16 protein-coding genes are annotated in these 16,351 nt (G+C 66.3%); 8 read left to right on the top strand and 8 right to left on the bottom strand.

What is annotated here, in order from left to right; genetic code table 11:
- The 3 genes from AAG799_RS10020 to atzF all read right to left on the bottom strand — a co-directional run.
- Positions 1-441: PAS domain-containing protein (locus AAG799_RS10020; RefSeq protein ID WP_341895689.1), on the bottom strand; the 441-nt coding region annotated here is incomplete at its 3' end.
- Positions 442-457: 16 nt separating this feature from the next.
- The gene (locus AAG799_RS10015; RefSeq protein WP_341895688.1) at positions 458-1,066 is read right to left on the bottom strand and encodes a glutathione S-transferase; all 609 of its coding nucleotides are present in this window, start codon (positions 1,064-1,066) and stop codon (positions 458-460) included.
- A gap of 432 nt (positions 1,067-1,498) precedes the next feature.
- Positions 1,499-3,346 carry an allophanate hydrolase gene (atzF, locus tag AAG799_RS10010; protein WP_341895687.1) on the bottom strand — a complete coding sequence of 616 codons (1,848 nt, stop codon included), beginning with the start codon at positions 3,344-3,346 and terminating at the stop codon, positions 1,499-1,501.
- A gap of 379 nt (positions 3,347-3,725) precedes the next feature.
- Between atzF and AAG799_RS10005 the strand changes: the two genes are divergently transcribed.
- Genes AAG799_RS10005 through hpxZ form a run of 8 tightly spaced genes read left to right on the top strand, consistent with a single transcriptional unit; the run spans position 3,726 to position 11,264 of the window.
- A complete protein-coding gene (locus tag AAG799_RS10005; protein WP_341895686.1) occupies positions 3,726-5,339 on the top strand; it encodes an ABC transporter substrate-binding protein in 1,614 nt (537 codons plus the stop codon).
- 29 nt (positions 5,340-5,368) lie between these two features.
- Positions 5,369-6,382: an ABC transporter permease gene (locus AAG799_RS10000; protein ID WP_341895685.1), complete on the top strand. Its 1,014-nt coding sequence runs from the start codon at positions 5,369-5,371 to the stop codon at positions 6,380-6,382.
- The gene (locus tag AAG799_RS09995; RefSeq protein ID WP_341895684.1) at positions 6,379-7,224 is read left to right on the top strand and encodes an ABC transporter permease; all 846 of its coding nucleotides are present in this window, start codon (positions 6,379-6,381) and stop codon (positions 7,222-7,224) included. The genes AAG799_RS10000 and AAG799_RS09995 overlap by 4 nt, the downstream gene beginning before the upstream one ends.
- Positions 7,221-8,192 carry an ABC transporter ATP-binding protein gene (locus tag AAG799_RS09990; protein WP_341895683.1) on the top strand — a complete coding sequence of 324 codons (972 nt, stop codon included), beginning with the start codon at positions 7,221-7,223 and terminating at the stop codon, positions 8,190-8,192. Before AAG799_RS09995 ends, AAG799_RS09990 begins: the two co-directional genes overlap by 4 nt.
- Positions 8,189-9,292 carry an ABC transporter ATP-binding protein gene (locus tag AAG799_RS09985; protein WP_341895682.1) on the top strand — a complete coding sequence of 368 codons (1,104 nt, stop codon included), beginning with the start codon at positions 8,189-8,191 and terminating at the stop codon, positions 9,290-9,292. The genes AAG799_RS09990 and AAG799_RS09985 overlap by 4 nt, the downstream gene beginning before the upstream one ends.
- A complete protein-coding gene (locus AAG799_RS09980; protein WP_341895681.1) occupies positions 9,289-9,474 on the top strand; it encodes a DUF4089 domain-containing protein in 186 nt (61 codons plus the stop codon). Before AAG799_RS09985 ends, AAG799_RS09980 begins: the two co-directional genes overlap by 4 nt.
- A 9-nt stretch (positions 9,475-9,483) precedes the next feature.
- The gene (locus tag AAG799_RS09975) at positions 9,484-10,872 is read left to right on the top strand and encodes an AtzE family amidohydrolase (protein ID WP_341895680.1); all 1,389 of its coding nucleotides are present in this window, start codon (positions 9,484-9,486) and stop codon (positions 10,870-10,872) included.
- An 8-nt stretch (positions 10,873-10,880) separates the two neighbouring features.
- Positions 10,881-11,264: an oxalurate catabolism protein HpxZ gene (gene hpxZ, locus AAG799_RS09970; RefSeq protein ID WP_341895679.1), complete on the top strand. Its 384-nt coding sequence runs from the start codon at positions 10,881-10,883 to the stop codon at positions 11,262-11,264.
- Here the strand turns inward: hpxZ and AAG799_RS09965 are convergent.
- The 5 genes from AAG799_RS09965 to AAG799_RS09945 all read right to left on the bottom strand — a co-directional run bounded on the left by AAG799_RS09965 (position 11,261) and on the right by AAG799_RS09945 (position 16,325).
- On the bottom strand, positions 11,261-11,695 hold the full coding sequence (locus AAG799_RS09965) for a DUF3429 domain-containing protein (RefSeq protein WP_341895678.1): 435 nt from the start codon (positions 11,693-11,695) through the stop codon (positions 11,261-11,263). The two genes, hpxZ and AAG799_RS09965, sit on opposite strands and share 4 nt — an antisense overlap.
- Before the next feature lie 4 nt (positions 11,696-11,699).
- The gene (locus AAG799_RS09960; protein WP_341895677.1) at positions 11,700-12,428 is read right to left on the bottom strand and encodes an SDR family oxidoreductase; all 729 of its coding nucleotides are present in this window, start codon (positions 12,426-12,428) and stop codon (positions 11,700-11,702) included.
- Positions 12,421-12,750 (bottom strand): hypothetical protein, encoded by a 330-nt coding sequence (locus AAG799_RS09955; RefSeq protein ID WP_341895676.1) that lies wholly within the window; start codon positions 12,748-12,750, stop codon positions 12,421-12,423. The genes AAG799_RS09960 and AAG799_RS09955 overlap by 8 nt, the downstream gene beginning before the upstream one ends.
- Positions 12,751-12,820: 70 nt before the next feature.
- Complete coding sequence (locus AAG799_RS09950) at positions 12,821-13,705, bottom strand: transglutaminase family protein (RefSeq protein ID WP_341895675.1); 885 nt, start codon at positions 13,703-13,705, stop codon at positions 12,821-12,823.
- Position 13,706: 1 nt separating this feature from the next.
- Positions 13,707-16,325: a circularly permuted type 2 ATP-grasp protein gene (locus AAG799_RS09945; protein WP_341895674.1), complete on the bottom strand. Its 2,619-nt coding sequence runs from the start codon at positions 16,323-16,325 to the stop codon at positions 13,707-13,709.
- Between the last annotated feature and the right edge of the window lie 26 nt (positions 16,326-16,351).

Below are 16,351 nucleotides of genomic sequence, written 5' to 3'. Positions count from 1 at the left end.
GACAAAGCGGTCGATGGTGGCCCCGTCATCGGCGAGCGGGCAAAGCAGCCGCCGGGTCAGGCCGACGCGACCGCTGGCGGCACGGTAGCGCGTTTCGGAATAGACCGGCAGGCCATTGTCGCGTGCCAGCCGGTACAGATCATTGATGTATTCGACGTAGTCGCGGTTGGGATTGAGATCGTCGATATAGCTGCCGCTGAGATCGAGGCCGGCATGTGCGATCAGCCCGCTGCCGACCAGGCGGAAACGGAAGCGCGTGCCGCCATGGGTGACATCGACCAGCGCAATATAGGGCAGCAGGTCGGCGCCCAGATCGAGCGGATCAATGCTGGCACGCGATGGCAGGCGGTCGGCTGCGGGCCGCCGCAGCCGCCAGGTCCGCAGCAGATGCGCGATGCGGCGGTCGACCAGCCAGGGCTGCTGCGTCACCGCATCGCTCATGCTCTGCCTCCGCGCCTCAGGCCGGCACCGTGGCCTGGAAGGACGGCCGGGCAAACATGCGGTCGGCGAAGGCGGCGGCCTTGGGATACTGCTTGCGCCATTCGATGCCGGCATAGCGGAAGTCCATATAGCCGAGCGCGCAGGCCAGCGTGACGGTGCCGATATCGACGCGGTCGCCCAGGGACGGCGCAATCAGGTCGATCTCAGCCAGCGCGCCATACACCTTCTTCATCTGGCCCTCGGCCCAGGCCGGCCAGCGCTTGTCTTCCGGCCGCAGGAACCCTTCGTAGCGCGCGAGCAGGGCCGCATCGAGCAGGCCATCGCCCAGCGCCTGTTCGCGCAGGGCGGTCCAGCGCGCCTTGCCGGCGGCGGGGAAGAACTTCGCCTTGTCGTGCAGGCCGTCGAGATATTCGCAGATCACCCGGCTGTCGAAGAGATGCTGGCCGTCATCGGTGACCAGCGTGGGCACCTTGGCGACCGGATTGGCCTTGGCGACTTCGGCATTCTGGTCGATCGGCGTGGTGGGCGACACCAGGCGTTCGATTTTGGCATCGAGGCCGGTTTCGAGCGCCAGCACGGTGACCTTGCGGACATAGGGCGAGGTCGGCGAGAAATAGAGCTTCATCGGATGATTTCCCCAGCAACGATGCGTGATCTGTTTGTACGGTTATGAACCGTATGCAGCCTAGCCGTGCCCCGGCGCCGGCGCCATGCGGACAATGGCGACATTCCCGTGAACGGGCTTGTTCAGGCCAGATGTTCAGGCCGGGCGAAAAAAACGCCGGCATGCGGGGTCTCCGCAGGCCGGCGCAAGTGTCCGTCTCGCCACCCGGGGCCGAACCGAAGCCCAGCAGCCGGGGTAATCGCAGCCCGATGCGCCTCGGCACCGGATGCTGAACCAGACAAAGCAGATTTCATGCCAGCGGTTTCGGGCCGGTTTGGGGCGTTTTTGCGGGGTTCAGGCCCGGCGAATGCCCAAGAGGCGGGCGACGGCCGCGATGGCTGCCCAGCAGCAAGGCAGCCCCCGACTGCGCCGTATTCGGAGTGCCGCGCGCGTTCAGGCCGCCACGGCGCGGCGATAGGCCCGCCAGTCGCCATAGGCGGAGATATCTTCCGCATCGCCAATCGCGATGGCTTCGCAGAGAAAACCCTTCACGCTGCTGCCGTCTTCCAGCGTCACGCTGCCGATGCCGAGCGGACCCGGAATCGCCGCCGTCATCACGCCGAAGCCGGCCGGCGGCAGGGCCCAGAGCTCGGCCCCGATACTGACGCCGGCATTGCTGCCGACCCGGACCAGGCCAGGCCGCAGCAGCACCTTTTCCTTCAGGCGATAGAGCCGGTAGTCGGGCGCGGTGCGGCAGGGCCCGATCAGCCGGCCGCCGAGTGCGAGCAGCTGCGGATTGAGCGGCTCGCCCGACATATGGGCGCCGAACACCGCCACCGTGATCCACGGATAGGAGGGCGCATCAGCCAGCGTCGCCGCCGGCTGGGCCACGCCGGTGGCGCCGAGTGAAAGGCCGGTCTGCTGATGGAAGGCATGCCCGATGGCGGCAAGAACCGGTTCATGGAAGCGCGGCGCGATCAGGGTGATGCCGGCGGGCAGCCCATTGGGCTGGAATCCGTTGGGCACGGCCAGCGCGGCAAGATCGAAATAGTTCACGAAGTTGGTATAGACGCCGAGATTGCTGTTCAACGTGATGGGATCGGCGGCCACCTCGTCGATGCGATAGATCGTGCCGCTGGTGGGCACCACCAGGCAATCGAGATCGTCCCAGACCTTTGCCGTCTGCTGGCGCAGGGCCTGCAGGCGGTAATGCAGGCGGTGCACATCGGCGCCGCTGGCCTCATGGCCCTTTTCCACGATGGCACGCGTCACCGGATGCATGGCATCGGCGTGCTGTTCCATGAACACCGCTGTCGCCGCCGTGCGTTCGGCGGTGCCGGCCGGCTGGTAGAGGAAGCCGGCAGCCTCGGCGAATGGCGCATAGTCGATCTCGACCGCCGCGCCGCCCATCGCCTGCAGTTTTGCGATGGCGGCATCGAACAGCTTTTCGGCCTCCGCATTGCCGAAGAATTTGCGCTGCGCCTTTTGCGGCACACCGAAGCGGAAGGCGGCCGGTTTCGCCGGCACCACGCTGCGCCAGCCCGCCGGTGCCTTGCGGCTGTAGCCATCGCTGGTATCGAGCGCCGCGGCGGCATCCAGCACCGCCATGCTGTCGGGCACGGTGAGCGCGAAGACCGAGACGCAGTCGATGCTGCGGCAGGCCGGCACCATGCCGCTGCCGCTGAGCAGGCCGAGGCTGGGTTTCAGCCCGACGATGTTGTTGAAGCCGGCCGGCACGCGGCCAGATCCCGCCGTATCGGTGCCGAGCGCGAAACTGACCAGACCGCTGGACACGGCGACGGCCGAACCGGAGCTGGAGCCACCGGGGATGTAATCGGCATTGAAGGGATTGCGCGCCACGCCATAGGGGCTGCGCACGCCGACCAGGCCGGTGGCGAACTGATCCAGGTTGGTCTTGCCGATCAGGATGGCGCCGGCAGCCAGCAACCGGTCGACCACAGTGGCCGACGCCGACGGCATGTTGGAAAATGCCGGGCAGGCTGCCGTGGTGGGCAGGCCGGCGACATCGATATTGTCTTTCACCGCAAAGGGCACACCCCAGAGCGGCAGCGTCGCCGTATAACCGCCGGCTTCCAGTTCGGCGGCGCGCTGCAGCGCTGCCGCGCGCGGGTTGAGGGCGATCCACACACCATCCTCGCCATTGGCCGCGATGGCATCGTAGATCGCCGCGATCACCGCCGATGGCGTGCGCTGGCCCTGGCCATAGGCCTCGCGCAGGGCGCTGAGATGGAGCGGACCGATACTGGTAGCGGCGGCAGTGATGGCAGAAGCGGGTGTCATGGCTCAGGTTCCTTGGCCCGGTTTCCTTGACCCGCTCTCTGTTCAGACGGGTTTTCCGGACGGGCTTTCTTCAACATGTATGCAATCACCATACCGCCGATTTATTCTACTAAGATACTAGAAAACATAACATATTGGAGAATGACCCTGTCGCAAAATTAATCGCGCCAAAGTGCAATTGCATAATATTTAGTCAGTAATAGAGGATGGCGACCACAGTGCATACAGCGCGGAAAACGCCCCGGCCAGAGGATTCCCGCAGGCCGATCAGATGATTACCGCAAAGCACCGGTCCGCAGCGCGGCCATGGCACGCGCGTTGCACCGTGTATGCAAAGCACAACGCAGACCGGGGGCCTAAAACCATGCCGCAGTTATCCATGCATCGCCGCGTTTTTCTGTTCGCTTCATCGGCGATGATCGCCGCGGCGGCCTTTGCCGCCACACCCGCCTTCGCGCAGTCGCGGCAGGAAACCCTGCTGGTGCTGGTGGAGAACGGCCCCAACAGCCTGGACATCCATGGCGTCGGCACCAGCTTCCGCTCCTATGTGGCGGCCTGGAACATGTACGACCGCCTGGTGACCTTCGGCCGCAAGGCGCTGCCCGACGGCACCATGACCTATGACTACAGCAAGATCGAACCCGAGCTGGCCGAGAGCTACAGCGTCGCGCCCGATGGCGCCTCGATCACCTTCAAGCTGCGCAAGGATGCGAAATTCCATGACGGCACGCCGGTGACGGCGAAGGATGTGAAATGGTCTTACGACCGCGCGGTGTCGGTCGGCGGCTTCCCCACCTTCCAGATGGCAGCCGGCAGCCTGACCAAGCCGGAACAGTTCGTGGCGGTGGATGACTACACCTTCCGCGTCGACCTGCCGAAGAAAGACAAGCTGTCGCTGCCCGACATGGCCGTTGTCGTGCCGGCGATCTTCAACTCGACGCTGGCGAAGAAGAACGCCACCGAGAAAGATCCCTGGGCGATGGAGTGGATGAAGACCAATTCCGCCGCCGGCGGCGCCTACAAGCTGGACAAGTGGACGCCGGGCCAGGAAATCACCTTCAACCGCAATGACGACTGGAAGGGCGGCCCGCTGCCCAAGATCAAGCGCGTGATCATCCGCGAGGTGCCGTCCTCGGGCAACCGCCGCGCCCTGATGGAACGCGGCGATGCCGATATCTCGGTCGACATGCCGCAGAAGGATGCCGCCGAGATTCTCGCCGAGAAGGGCTCGGGCAAGTATCTGGTGGTCGGCGTGCCGATCGAGAATTCGCTGAAATACATCGGCATGGTGACGACGCAGAAGCCCTTCGACAATGTGAAGGTGCGCCAGGCGGTCGCCCATGTGGTGCCCTATGAGCAGATCTACAAGTCGGCGATCTATGGCCGCGGCATTCCGATGGCGCTGGGCCCGGCCGATGCACCGAAAGATGCCAGCTGGCCGCAGCCCTTCCCCTACAAGACGGATCTCGCCAAGGCCAAGCAGCTGCTGACCGAGGCGGGCTATCCCGACGGCTTCGAGACCACCATCTCGATCGACCTGGGCGATGCCACCGCATCCGAGCCGGAAGCCGTGCTGCTGCAGGAGGCGCTGGGCAAGATCGGCATCAAGGCGACCATCGAGAAAATCCCCGGCGCCAACTTCCGCAACGCCATGCTGCAGAAGAACCGCCCGATCCATATCGCCAGCTTCGGCGGCTGGCTGAACTTCCCGGACTATTACTTCTTCTGGGGCTATCACGGCCAGAATGCGGTGTTCAACACCATGGCCTACAAGGACGCCAAGATGGACGCCCTGATCGATGCCTCGCGCTATGAGACCGATCCGGCCAAGTACAAGGGCCAGGTGATGGGCTTCATCAAGCAGGCGATGGACGAGGCGCCGCGCATTCCGCTGTACCAGCAGATCCTCGATGTCGGCATGCAGAAGAACATCAAGGGCTATACCTACTGGTTCCATCGCCAGCTCGATTTCCGCCAGATCGAGAAACTGTAAGGCCGGGGGAAGACGGCAGGAGGGCGGCGATGCTGCGGCTGATCGGAAAACGCCTGGTGGGTGCACTGCCCAGCGTGATCGGCGTGCTCATCGTCACCTTCCTGCTGACCCGCGCGCTGCCCGGGGATCCGGCCGCCTTCTTCGCCGGACCCGCCGCGACGCCGCAGGCCATCGAGGAGGTGCGCCGCGCGCTGGGGCTCGACAAGACCCTGCCGGAACAGTTCGTCGTCTATCTGAAAGACCTCAGCCAGGGCAATCTGGGCAATTCGATTGCCACCGGCCAGCCGGTGCTGACCGAGATCCGCACGCGCCTCCCCGCCTCGCTCGAACTCACGCTCTATGGCCTGCTGGTCTCGGTGCTGATCGCGGTGCCGCTCGGCGTGCTGGCCGCCACCCGGCCGGGATCGTGGATCGACCATCTGTGCCGCGTGATGACCACCGCCGGCGTGTCGCTGCCGGCCTTCTTCACCGGATTGCTGCTGGTCTATGTACTGTATTACCGGCTTGGCTGGGCACCCGCCCCGCTCGGCCGGCTCGACATCTTCTATTCCGCGCCGCCGCATGTCACCGGGCTCTACACCATCGACGCGCTGCTGGCGGGCGACGGCGGCACCTTCCGCGCCGCCTGCGCGCAGCTTTTGCTGCCGGTGACGGCGCTGGCGATCTTCACACTCGCCCCGCTGGCGCGCATGACGCGCGCCGCCATGCTGGAGGTGCTGGGCAGCGATTTCATCCGCACCGCGCGGGCGTCCGGCCTGCCGAAGGGCAAGATCGTCTACGCCTATGCCTTCCGCAATGCCATGCTGCCGGTGGTGACCACGCTGGGCATGGTGTTTTCCTTCCTGCTCGGCGCCAATGTGCTGGTCGAGAAGGTGTTCTCCTGGCCCGGCATCGGGACTTTTGCAATCGAGGCGCTGATCTCGTCGGACTACGCGCCGATCCAGGGCTTCGTGCTGACCATGGCGCTGCTCTATGTGGCGCTCAACCTCGCCATCGACATCCTCTACATCGTGATCGATCCACGCGTCGGGTTTGAATCATGACCGAGACGCTGAAGCATATCCGCTATGTGCTGACCGAGAATCCAGTCACGCTGTTTGCCTTCTCGCTGTTCGGCTTCATCCTGTTCTGCGCCCTGTTCGGACCGTATCTGGCGCCCTATGACCCGCTCGCCACCAATGGCGCGGCGACCCTGAAGCCGCCCTCGGGCGCGCACTGGTTCGGCACCGATGCGCTGGGCCGCGACATTTTCAGCCGCGTGCTGGTGGCCACCCGGCTCGATCTCGGCATCGCCTTCTTCTCGGTGGTGCTGACCTTCGCCATCGGCGCGCTGGCTGGCATCGCCGCCGGCTTTTTCGGCGGCTGGGTCGACCGCGTGGTCGGTCGTCTCGCCGATACCATCATGGCCTTTCCGCTGTTCGTGCTGGCCATGGGCATCGTCGCGGCCCTGGGCAACACGGTGGGCAACATCGTGCTGGCCACCGCCATCATCAACACGCCGCTCTATGCCCGCGTCGCCCGCGCCGAAGCCAATATCCGGCGCAATGCCGGTTTCGTGGAAGCCGCGCGGCTGTCGGGCAATGGCGAGGGCCGCATCCTGCTGCTGCAGATCCTGCCCAATATCCTGCCGATCCTGATGGTGCAGTGTTCGCTCACCATGGGCTATGCCATCCTCAACGCCGCCGGGCTGTCTTTCATCGGGCTGGGCATCGCGCCGCCGACGCCGGAATGGGGCATCCTGGTGGCCGAGGGTGCCGCCTACATGATCTCGGGCGAATGGTGGGTGGCGCTGTTTCCCGGCCTGGCGCTGATGACCGCGGTGTTCTGCTTCAACCTGCTGGGCGACGGGTTGCGCGATATCGTTGATCCGCGGAGGCGCACATGAGTGCCGTCCCCGTCCTCGCCGTCGACAATCTGTCAGTCGAATTCCGCACCCGCGGCGGCATCGTCAAGGCGCTGGAGCAGGTCACCTTCAGCGTCAACAAGGGCGAGATGGTCGCCATCGTGGGCGAGTCCGGCTCGGGCAAGTCGGTGACGGCCTTTACCGTGATGGGCATCCTCGATGCCGCCGGCCGGGTCAGCCAGGGCACCGCCAGCTTCGGCGGACTGGATGTGCTGCAGGCATCTGAGGCGGTGATGCGCGATATCCGCGGCCGCGAGATGTCGATGATCTTCCAGAATCCGCGCGTGGCACTCAATCCGATCCGCCGCGTCGGCGACCAGATCGCCGATGTGCTGCTGCAGCATGGCAATGTCACCCGCCGCGAGGCGCCGAAGCGCGCCATCGAGATGCTGACCCGCGTACGCATCCCCGATCCCGAGCGCCGCGCCAAGGCCTATCCCTTCGAACTGTCGGGCGGCATGTGCCAGCGCATCATGATCGCCATTGCACTCAGCTGCGCACCGAAGCTGCTGATCGCCGACGAGCCGACGACGGGCCTGGATGTCACCACCCAGGCGGCGATCATGGACCTGATCGCCGAGCTGGGCGCCGAACAGGGCATGTCGACGCTGCTGATCACCCACGATCTCGGCATGGCGGCGGAATACTGCGACCAGATCGTGGTGATGCATGCCGGCCATATCGTCGAGATGGCGCCGACGGCCGAGCTGTTCGCGCATCCGCGCCATCCCTATACCGCCAAGCTGATCGCGGCGACGCCGAAGCCGACCGCCCGCCTGATGGACCTGGCCGCGATCCCCGGCAACCTGCCCGACCTGCGTGCCGCCGAGATCCCGCCCTGCCGCTACAGCGCGCGCTGTGAACGGCGCCAGAGCCGCTGCGACCAGGCGCTGCCCTATGTGCTGGGCGAACAGAAAGGCAGCATGGTGGCCTGCTGGAATCCGCTATGAGCGAGTTTTTCAAAAAACCCCTGCTGGATGCGCAATCGCTGCACAAGCAGTTCACCGTGGGCAAGAAGCCCGGCCTGTTCGCCAAAGCGCCCAAGGACTGGTTCCGGGCCGACAGGCCGGTGGCCAAGCTGCATGCGGTGGATGATGTCACCTTCACCATCGGCAAGGGCGAGGTGCTGGGCCTGGTGGGCGAGAGCGGCTGCGGCAAGTCGACCCTGGTGCGCCTGCTGACCCGCCTGCTCGATCTCACCGATGGCAGCATCCGCCTGGATGGCGAGGAGATCGGCCATCTGCCGGCGAAAGGCTTCGGCAAGAGCCCGTACCGGCCGCGCATCCAGATGGTGTTCCAGGATGCCGGCGACAGCCTCAATCCGCGCTTCACCGCTTTTGCCGCCATCGCCGATCCGATCCAGCGCCTGAAGCCTTTGCCGCGCGCCGACCTCAAGCTGCGCGTGGAAGCCCTGGCCACCATGTGCGGCCTGCCGCTGGAGCTGCTGGGCCGTTTCCCGCACCAGCTGTCGGGCGGCCAGAAGGCCCGCGTCGGCATCGCGCGCGCCATCGCGGTGGAACCCGACCTGCTGATCCTGGACGAACCGACCGCGGCGCTGGATGTCTCGGTGCAGGTGGTGATCCTGCAGTTGCTGGAAGACCTGAAAAAGCGCCTGGGCATGAGCTATCTGTTCGTCAGCCACGACCTGAACGTGGTGCGCCTGCTGTGCGACCGCGTGATGGTGATGTATCTGGGCCGCATCGTCGAGACCGGGCCGGCCGAGGAAGTGTTCCGCAACCCGGCGCATCCCTATACCAAGGCGCTGCTGTCGGCGATTCCGCATTTCGACCAGGTCAAGGGCAGCGGCGCGCCGCCGGTGCCGCGCCTGCGCATCAGCGGCGAGCCGCGCAGCCCGATTGATCCCTCGCCCAAGGTCTGCCGCTTTTATGGCCGCTGCCCCAAGGGCCAGGATGCCTGCACCGAGTCGATGCCGCTGTTGCATGGTGTCGGCCTGGAGCATTCCGCCGGCCACTCGGTTGCCTGTCATTTCCCGGTATCGGATACTGACCGCAAGACCGCTGCCGTATCGCTGATCGAGGATGTTGCATGAGTCAGGAATTCGACGCCGAGGCCTTTCTGGATGCCACCGCGGCAGCCATGGCTCTGACCATCGATCCGGCATGGCGCCCGGCCGTGCTGGACAACCTGATCCGCTCGCGCCAGATCGCACAAGCCGTGCTGAATTTCCCGCTGCCCGACGAGGTCGAACCGGCCTCGGTGTTCAAGCCGTAAGCGGACGCGATGATCGATTTCCAGAGCAGGGCGTTCGAGATCGCCACCGCCGTGCGTGATGGCAAGATATCCGCCACCGAAGCGCTGCGGGTATCGCTGGCGCGTATCGAAGCCGCCAATCCAGCACTGAATGCCTTCACCGCCGTCACCTCTGAGCGCGCGCGGGCGCGGGCTTCCGCCATCGACCAGGCGCGCGACGAGGGCAAGCCGCTCGGGCCGCTGGCGGGTGTGCCTTTCGCGGTCAAAAACCTGTTCGACGTGGCCGGCCTTGCCACCCTGGCCGGATCGAAGATCAACCGCGACCATGCCCCGGCGAAAGCCGATGCGGCGCTGGTGCAGCGGCTGGAAGCCGCCGGCGCCGTGCTGGTCGGCGCGCTGAACATGGGCGAATACGCCTATGACTTCACCGGCGAGAATGTGCATTACGGCCCCTCGCGCAACCCGCATGATCCCACCTGCATGTCGGGCGGCTCGTCGGGTGGCTCGGGCACCGCGGTGGCATCCGGCATGGTGCCACTGGCGCTTGGCTCGGATACCAATGGCTCGATCCGCGTGCCGTCCTCGCTCTGCGGCCTGTTCGGCCTGAAGCCGACCTTCGGGCGCCTGAGCCGCCATGGCAGCTTTCCGTTCGTCGCCGATCTCGACCATCTGGGACCGATGGCGCGTTCGGTCGCCGATCTGGCACTGAGCTACGATGCCATGCAGGGACCGGACGAGAATGATGCCTGGTGCGCGCAGAAACTGAGCGAACCGGTGACGGCGAAGATCGACACCGGCATCGACGGCCTGCGCATTGCCGTGGCCGATGGCTATTTCGCCGATCAGGGCGATCCGGAGGTACATGAGGCGGTGGCCGCCTTTGCCAGGGCGCTGCACACCGACCGGCGCGTCACCATCCCCGAAGCCGGGCGCGGCCGCGCGGCGGCCTATGTCATCACGACTGTTGAAGGCGCGAATCTCCACCGGGAGCGGTTGAAGACGCGCGCCAATGATTTCGATCCCGCTGTGCGCGACCGCTTCCTCGCCGGCCTGATGCTGCCCAGCGACTGGTTGGTACAGGCCCACCGCTTCCGCCGCTGGTATCAGGCGCGTGTCGCCGAGCTGTTCAGGGAGGTCGATATCATCCTGGCCCCGGCAACGCCGCGGGCGGCGCCGAAACTTGGCCAGGTGATGATGACGCTGAACGGCGTGGAGATGCCGGTGCGCGCCAATCTCGGGCTGTTCACCCAGCCGATCTCGGCGATTGGCCTGCCGGTGGTGGCAGCACCCTATGCCGACCGCGCCGGCAAGCTGCCGATCGGCGTGCAGATCATTGCCGCGCCCTGGAAGGAAGAGCTGGCGCTGCGCGTGGCGCGGCGGCTTGAGTCTATCGGCATTGCCGCATCGAAAGCTGTGTAGAGGATTTCATGGATATCAACATTCCCGACGTGGTGACCGAAGTGACCGCCGTGTTCATGCGCTATGAAAAGGCGCTGACCACCAATGATGTGGCGGTACTGGACGAGCTGTTTCACAACAGCCCGCTGACCATGCGTTATGGCGTGACCGAGAACCTGCACAGCTATGACGAGATCATGGCGTTTCGCGCCGGCCGCCCCTCAGTCGGCCTGGAGCGCGAGATCTACAACACCCGCATCACCACCTATGGCCGCGACTTCGCCACCGCGAATACCGAATTCAAGCGCGCCAATTCCACCAAGACCGGCCGCCAGAGCCAGACCTGGATCCGCACGGCCGATGGCTGGCGCGTGGTTTCGGCGCATGTGAGCCTGCTGCAGGATCCGGCCTAGCGCAGCAGGGCGGCGACCGCGAGACTGCCGGCGGCAGCCAGACTGAGCGGCAGGCGCAGGCGCAGATACCACGCGGTCGTCCAGTCCCGCCGTTCAACCCAGGCATCGAAACCGAACAGCAGGACGAAGCCGGCCGCGAGATAGAGCCAGCCGCCCGCCGTGCCGAGCAGCAGCGCCGGCCAGGCATACAGCGCGACCAGCACGCTGACGCCATATTGCGCCGCGCGCCCGTCGCGCATCGCCAGCCCCCAGTGCACGCCGCCCATGAAGCTGAGGATGGCGATGCCATAACCGGTGAGCAGGATTTCGGCGGTGAAGCTGTAGGGCGGTGGCGCCAGCACGGTGGCCGCGGCCAGCGCCAGGAAAGGCAACGCACCGGCAGCGCCCAACAGGAAAGCAATGCGGGGAATCTGGTGCGAGCGGCGCATCATGGCATCATCCCCTGGTGCGCAGGCGTGACCGCCCGCCATCGACGCCGATCACCTGGCCGGTGACCCAGCCAGCATCCGGTGACAGCAGAAAAGCGGTAACGGCAGCAATATCATCTGCCTCACCCAGACGCGGAATCGCATGCAGCGCGGCAATCGCCTTCGCCATCGCATCATTGCTGGTAAGCTTGGCTGCCAGTGGGGTGCGAGTCAGGCTGGGTGCCACGACATTGACGCGGATATCGGGAGCGAGTTCGGCGGCCAACGCCATGGCGAGTGCCTCGACGCCGCCTTTCGCGGCCGAGATCACCGCATGATTGGCAAAGCCCTGGGCGACAGCCACTGAAGAAAACAGGACGACGCTGCCGCCGGCCTGCTTGAGCGCCGCCTGCGCTGCCTGAACGGCCAGCGCGGCCCCCAGCGTATTGAGCCGGAACGCCTGCAGCATGGTAGCCGAAGTGACCGCGCGCAGCGGCGCCAGATCGATCGAACCGACACAATAGGCGAGCCCGGCAATGGCGGGCCCGGCCGCCGTGATCGCGGCGGCGAGGCCGGCCTCATCGAGCACATCGGCGACAGCCTGCCCGGCGGCGAGCTCCCCGGCGAGGGCGGCCAGCCGGTTCGCATCGCGTGCGATCAGATGCAGCGGGTATCCAGCCGCATGCAGCCGGCGCGCCAAGGCCGAACCCACTCCACCGGTTGCACCAATGATGACGATCGGTGCGCGATCAGGCATGACCGGCCTGCGGACTGTGACGCTCGGCGCGCTCCATGGCGGACTGGGCGCCGGCGAGCAGGTCGGAGGCGAGCCGCGCGGTGACCGCTCCCGGTGCATGGATCATGGCGGTGCGGATCGCGGTGGCCATGGCGAGTGCCTGCAGCACATCGCCGTTGCTGGTTTCGCCCAGCAGGCCGATCTCGCGATCCAGGGTATCGAGCAGCGCAGTCAGCAGTTGGGATACCCGCATCGGCGAGCCGGTCTCCCGATGCAGCGGGAAGCTGATCTCGAAGACATCGCCGGTTTTGGTGCGTGCAGTATAGGGAAGATGGCTGGGCATGCGTCCTCCGGGACTGTGGCCGTTGGGTCGCTACAGAATATGGGGCGCTTTCGCCGCCTGGCCAGCCAGACTAAAGCAGCGGCACCAGTTCGACGGCGACGCCGATGCGATGCGGCCCGCCGCCCAGCACCACGCCGCGCACCGGGCTGATATCGCCGTAATCGCGCCCGATGGCAGCCGTGACATGCTCGTCCGAGCAGATCAGGTTGTTGGTGGGATCGAGATCGATCCAGCCATGAGCGGGGCCGCACCAGACGCTGATCCAGGCGTGGCTGGCATCGGCGCCGCGCAGGCCGCTGCCCGGTGCATCCGTGGCGCGCAGCGTGCGGATATAACCCGACACATAGCGCGCGGCGAGCCCCAGGCCGCGCAGCATGGCGATTTCCAGATGGGCGAAATCCTGGCAGACGCCGGCACGCTTCTGCATCACCACGGCCACCGGGGTGAAGATTTCGGTGGCGGCAGGGTCGTAGCGGAAATCCCTGAAGATGCGCGCGGTCAGGTCGCGCGCCGCCGCCAGCACCGGGCGGCCGGGTGTGAAACTGGTAAGCACGTATTGCAGAGCCTCGTCGCTTGGCAGTGCCATCGGCGAGTCATGCACGAATTCGCTTTCGGCCACCGGCACGGGGAAGCCGTCACCCGCCAGCATGTCGCGCACGCTTTCCCAGGACGGCGTGCTGTCTGCGTCCGGCGCCTGCACCGGATCGACCTCGACCTCGGCACGCAATTCGACATCGAAGCGGGTATGTGATTCGCCCAGCGTGAGATAGGCGACACGATTGCCGAAATGATCCTGCTGCTCCGACATGCGCCCGGCCGAAGGGCTGGTGCTGACGGTGCAGGTCTTGACGCGTTGGCGCGGCAGATCCGGCAGGGCCAGATGCAGCATGTGGTGCGAGATATCGACCGCCCAGGAGTAGCTGTAAGACGTGGTGTGGCGCAGGCGGTAGCGCATCTTAGGACCCGAAACCGAAGGAGCGCGCGACCTGCACATGGCTGAAATAGGTGCGCGACAGCTGGTCTGACACATCCATCAGCGCATCGCCGGCGGCATCCAGGCTGCCGCGCAGGCGGGCGGCCAGCTGCACCATCTCTTCGCGGCTGATCTCGTCGCGATCGAACAGCGCCACCAGATCGGTGAAGGGCCGGGCCAGCGCGAGGCAGTCGCTGCCGCGCGGCGGCGCTTCGGAATTGGGCATCGCATCGAGATGCTGGGCCATGGCATGCAGCTGGAAGGCCAGGGCATGAGGATTGCTGGCATCGAGCAGCAGCAGGTCGAAGACCGCCGAGGCCTGCAGCGAGGCGCGATAGCGCCGGCGGTAGGTGAGCGTGGAATCGCTGACCTCGAGCGCGATGCGGAAGGCACTGTCGCTGCTGGCGCCCAGCACGGTGGTAGCGGCGGAGACGCTGCGGGTGATGAACACGGCCCGTTCGAGCCGGCGGCCGAAATCGATGAACCGCCAGCCCGAACCGCGCGTCATATGCTCCGACAGCATGCCGGCGATGGCGGCGGTGGCGCGGATCATCTGGTCGCAGAATTCCAGCATCGCATCGGCATCGCCATTGGCGGTGGGCCGGCTCTGGCGCAGCTCACCCAGCAGATGGTTGAACATGCGCCACATATCGGCCGAGAAGCGATGGCGCGAGACGGCGGCCAGCCGTTCGATGCCGTCCAGCGTCTGGCCAAGCAGCTGGCCGGAGCTGCAGACGCGCGTGATCGAGCCGGCGAACAGGGCGGAATCCGGCGGCGCCGCGGCGGCGCGCTGATCGAGGATGCCGCAGCGGGCGAGTGCGCGGGCCAGCACGGCCATTTCCACCATGTCGCGCGCAGACGCAAACTCGCCGACCAGCCGGGAGAGCACGGCGCGCAGCAGGCGGGCGCCGTCATCCAGCCGCTCGACGCTGCGGCCGAGCCAGAACAGATCGTCGGCGACGCGGCTTTGCAGCGTGCCGGACGAGCGGCGCAGCGCCAGGCGCTGGCGCGTGCTGCTGCCGCGGATCACGGTGGGCGACTGGTCCTTGGCGACGACCCAGACATCCTTGTTGACGCCGCCGCGCTGCAGTGTGGCACCGAAGGGATCGTTATGCGCCGGCACCCGCGCCAGGCCGCCCGGCATCACCACATAGTCGTCGCCATCGGCGACCACCTGCACGCGCAGCAGGATCGGCTGCGGTTCCAGGCCGTTCTCGCCCAGACCCGGCGAGACCGACGGCACGATGCGTTCCTGCGCCACGTAATCGGCCGGATGCGCCTTGAGCTGGGCCAGCAGGCTGACCTTCTCGGCATCGGGCAGGCTGGCGACCACGATGGGCTGGTCGTTCAGGCCATAGGCGCCGCGCACCACCATCTTGTCGAAATTGTTTTCCACTTCCTTCAGCGCATAGGACTGGCCGCACCACCAGGTGGCGATGGAGGGCATGGAGAGATCCTGGCCCATCAGGCGCTGCGACAGTTTCGGCAGGAAGGCATGCAGCGCCGGCGCACCGGCCAGGCCGCTGCCGATGGCATTGGAGACCGACACATGGCCGTCGCGCACCGCCTGCATCAGGCCGACGACGCCGAGGGTGGAATCCGCACGCAGCTCCAGCGGATCGCACCATTCGCCATCCAGCCGCCGCATGATGACATCGACCGGTTCGAGCCCCGCCAGCGTCTTCAGGAAGATGCGGCCCTCGCGCATGGTGAGGTCGGCGCCCTCAACCAGCGTGGCGCCCAGTTCGCGTGCCAGATAGATATGCTCGAAATAGGCTTCGTTATACGGACCCGGGGTCAGCAGCACGACACGCGGATTGTCGGGCTGCACGCCGCTCTGCAGCTTCGGCGCGCGATTGCCCAGATCGGCCTGCCAGTATTCGAAATAGGCATTCAGCGGCCGCACCCGGCATTGCCGCAACGCCTGGCCGAGCAGACGCGACATCACGCGGCGATTTTGTAATGCGTAACCTGCACCTGCAGGGGCTTGGCTGCGGTCGGCGATCACGCGCCAGATGCCATCGGGGCCGCGCACCAGCTCGGCGGCATAATGCTGCAGCATGCGGCCCTGCGGTTTGCCATCGGTACGGCGCGCCGCGCGCAGGAAATCGCGGTGACCATAGACCAGCGCCGGCGGCACGCGCTGTTCCTGCAGCAGCGTCATCGGCCCGTAGAGATCGCGCAGCAGCGCATCGAGCAGATGCGCGCGCTGGATCAGGCCGGCCTCGATGCCGGCCCATTCCTCGGCCGAGAGCAGCACCGGCACCGGATCAAGGCGCCAGGGCCGCTGTTCGGGCAGGGGCGGCGCGATCGCGCCACCGGTGCCATCGGGCAGTTCGTAGAGATTGTAGGTGACGCCCTCGTCTTCGAGATACTGCCGGCCGCGCTCGGCGCGTTCGGCCAGGCCGGCGGGCCCGAGTTCGCTTAAAGTCGCCAGCAGCGGCTGCCAGTGGCCGCGGATCAGACCCTGGCCGGTGACCATTTCGTCATAGGCTTCGGCCGGGATGCCATTGGGCAGACGGCTGGAGGCCGGCGCAGGGGCAGGCTGCGCAGCCGAAGAAGACATCGCGGCAGAAACCGTGGCCTGCAGGGGCGAATTCACAGGGCTTGCCCTTCGCGTCCGAATCG

The sequence above is a fragment of the Ferrovibrio terrae genome (genome assembly GCF_943371255.1).
In the GTDB taxonomy this organism is placed as follows: domain Bacteria; phylum Pseudomonadota; class Alphaproteobacteria; order Ferrovibrionales; family Ferrovibrionaceae; genus Ferrovibrio; species Ferrovibrio terrae_B.
This window is presented reverse-complemented; position numbering and strand designations above follow the sequence as displayed.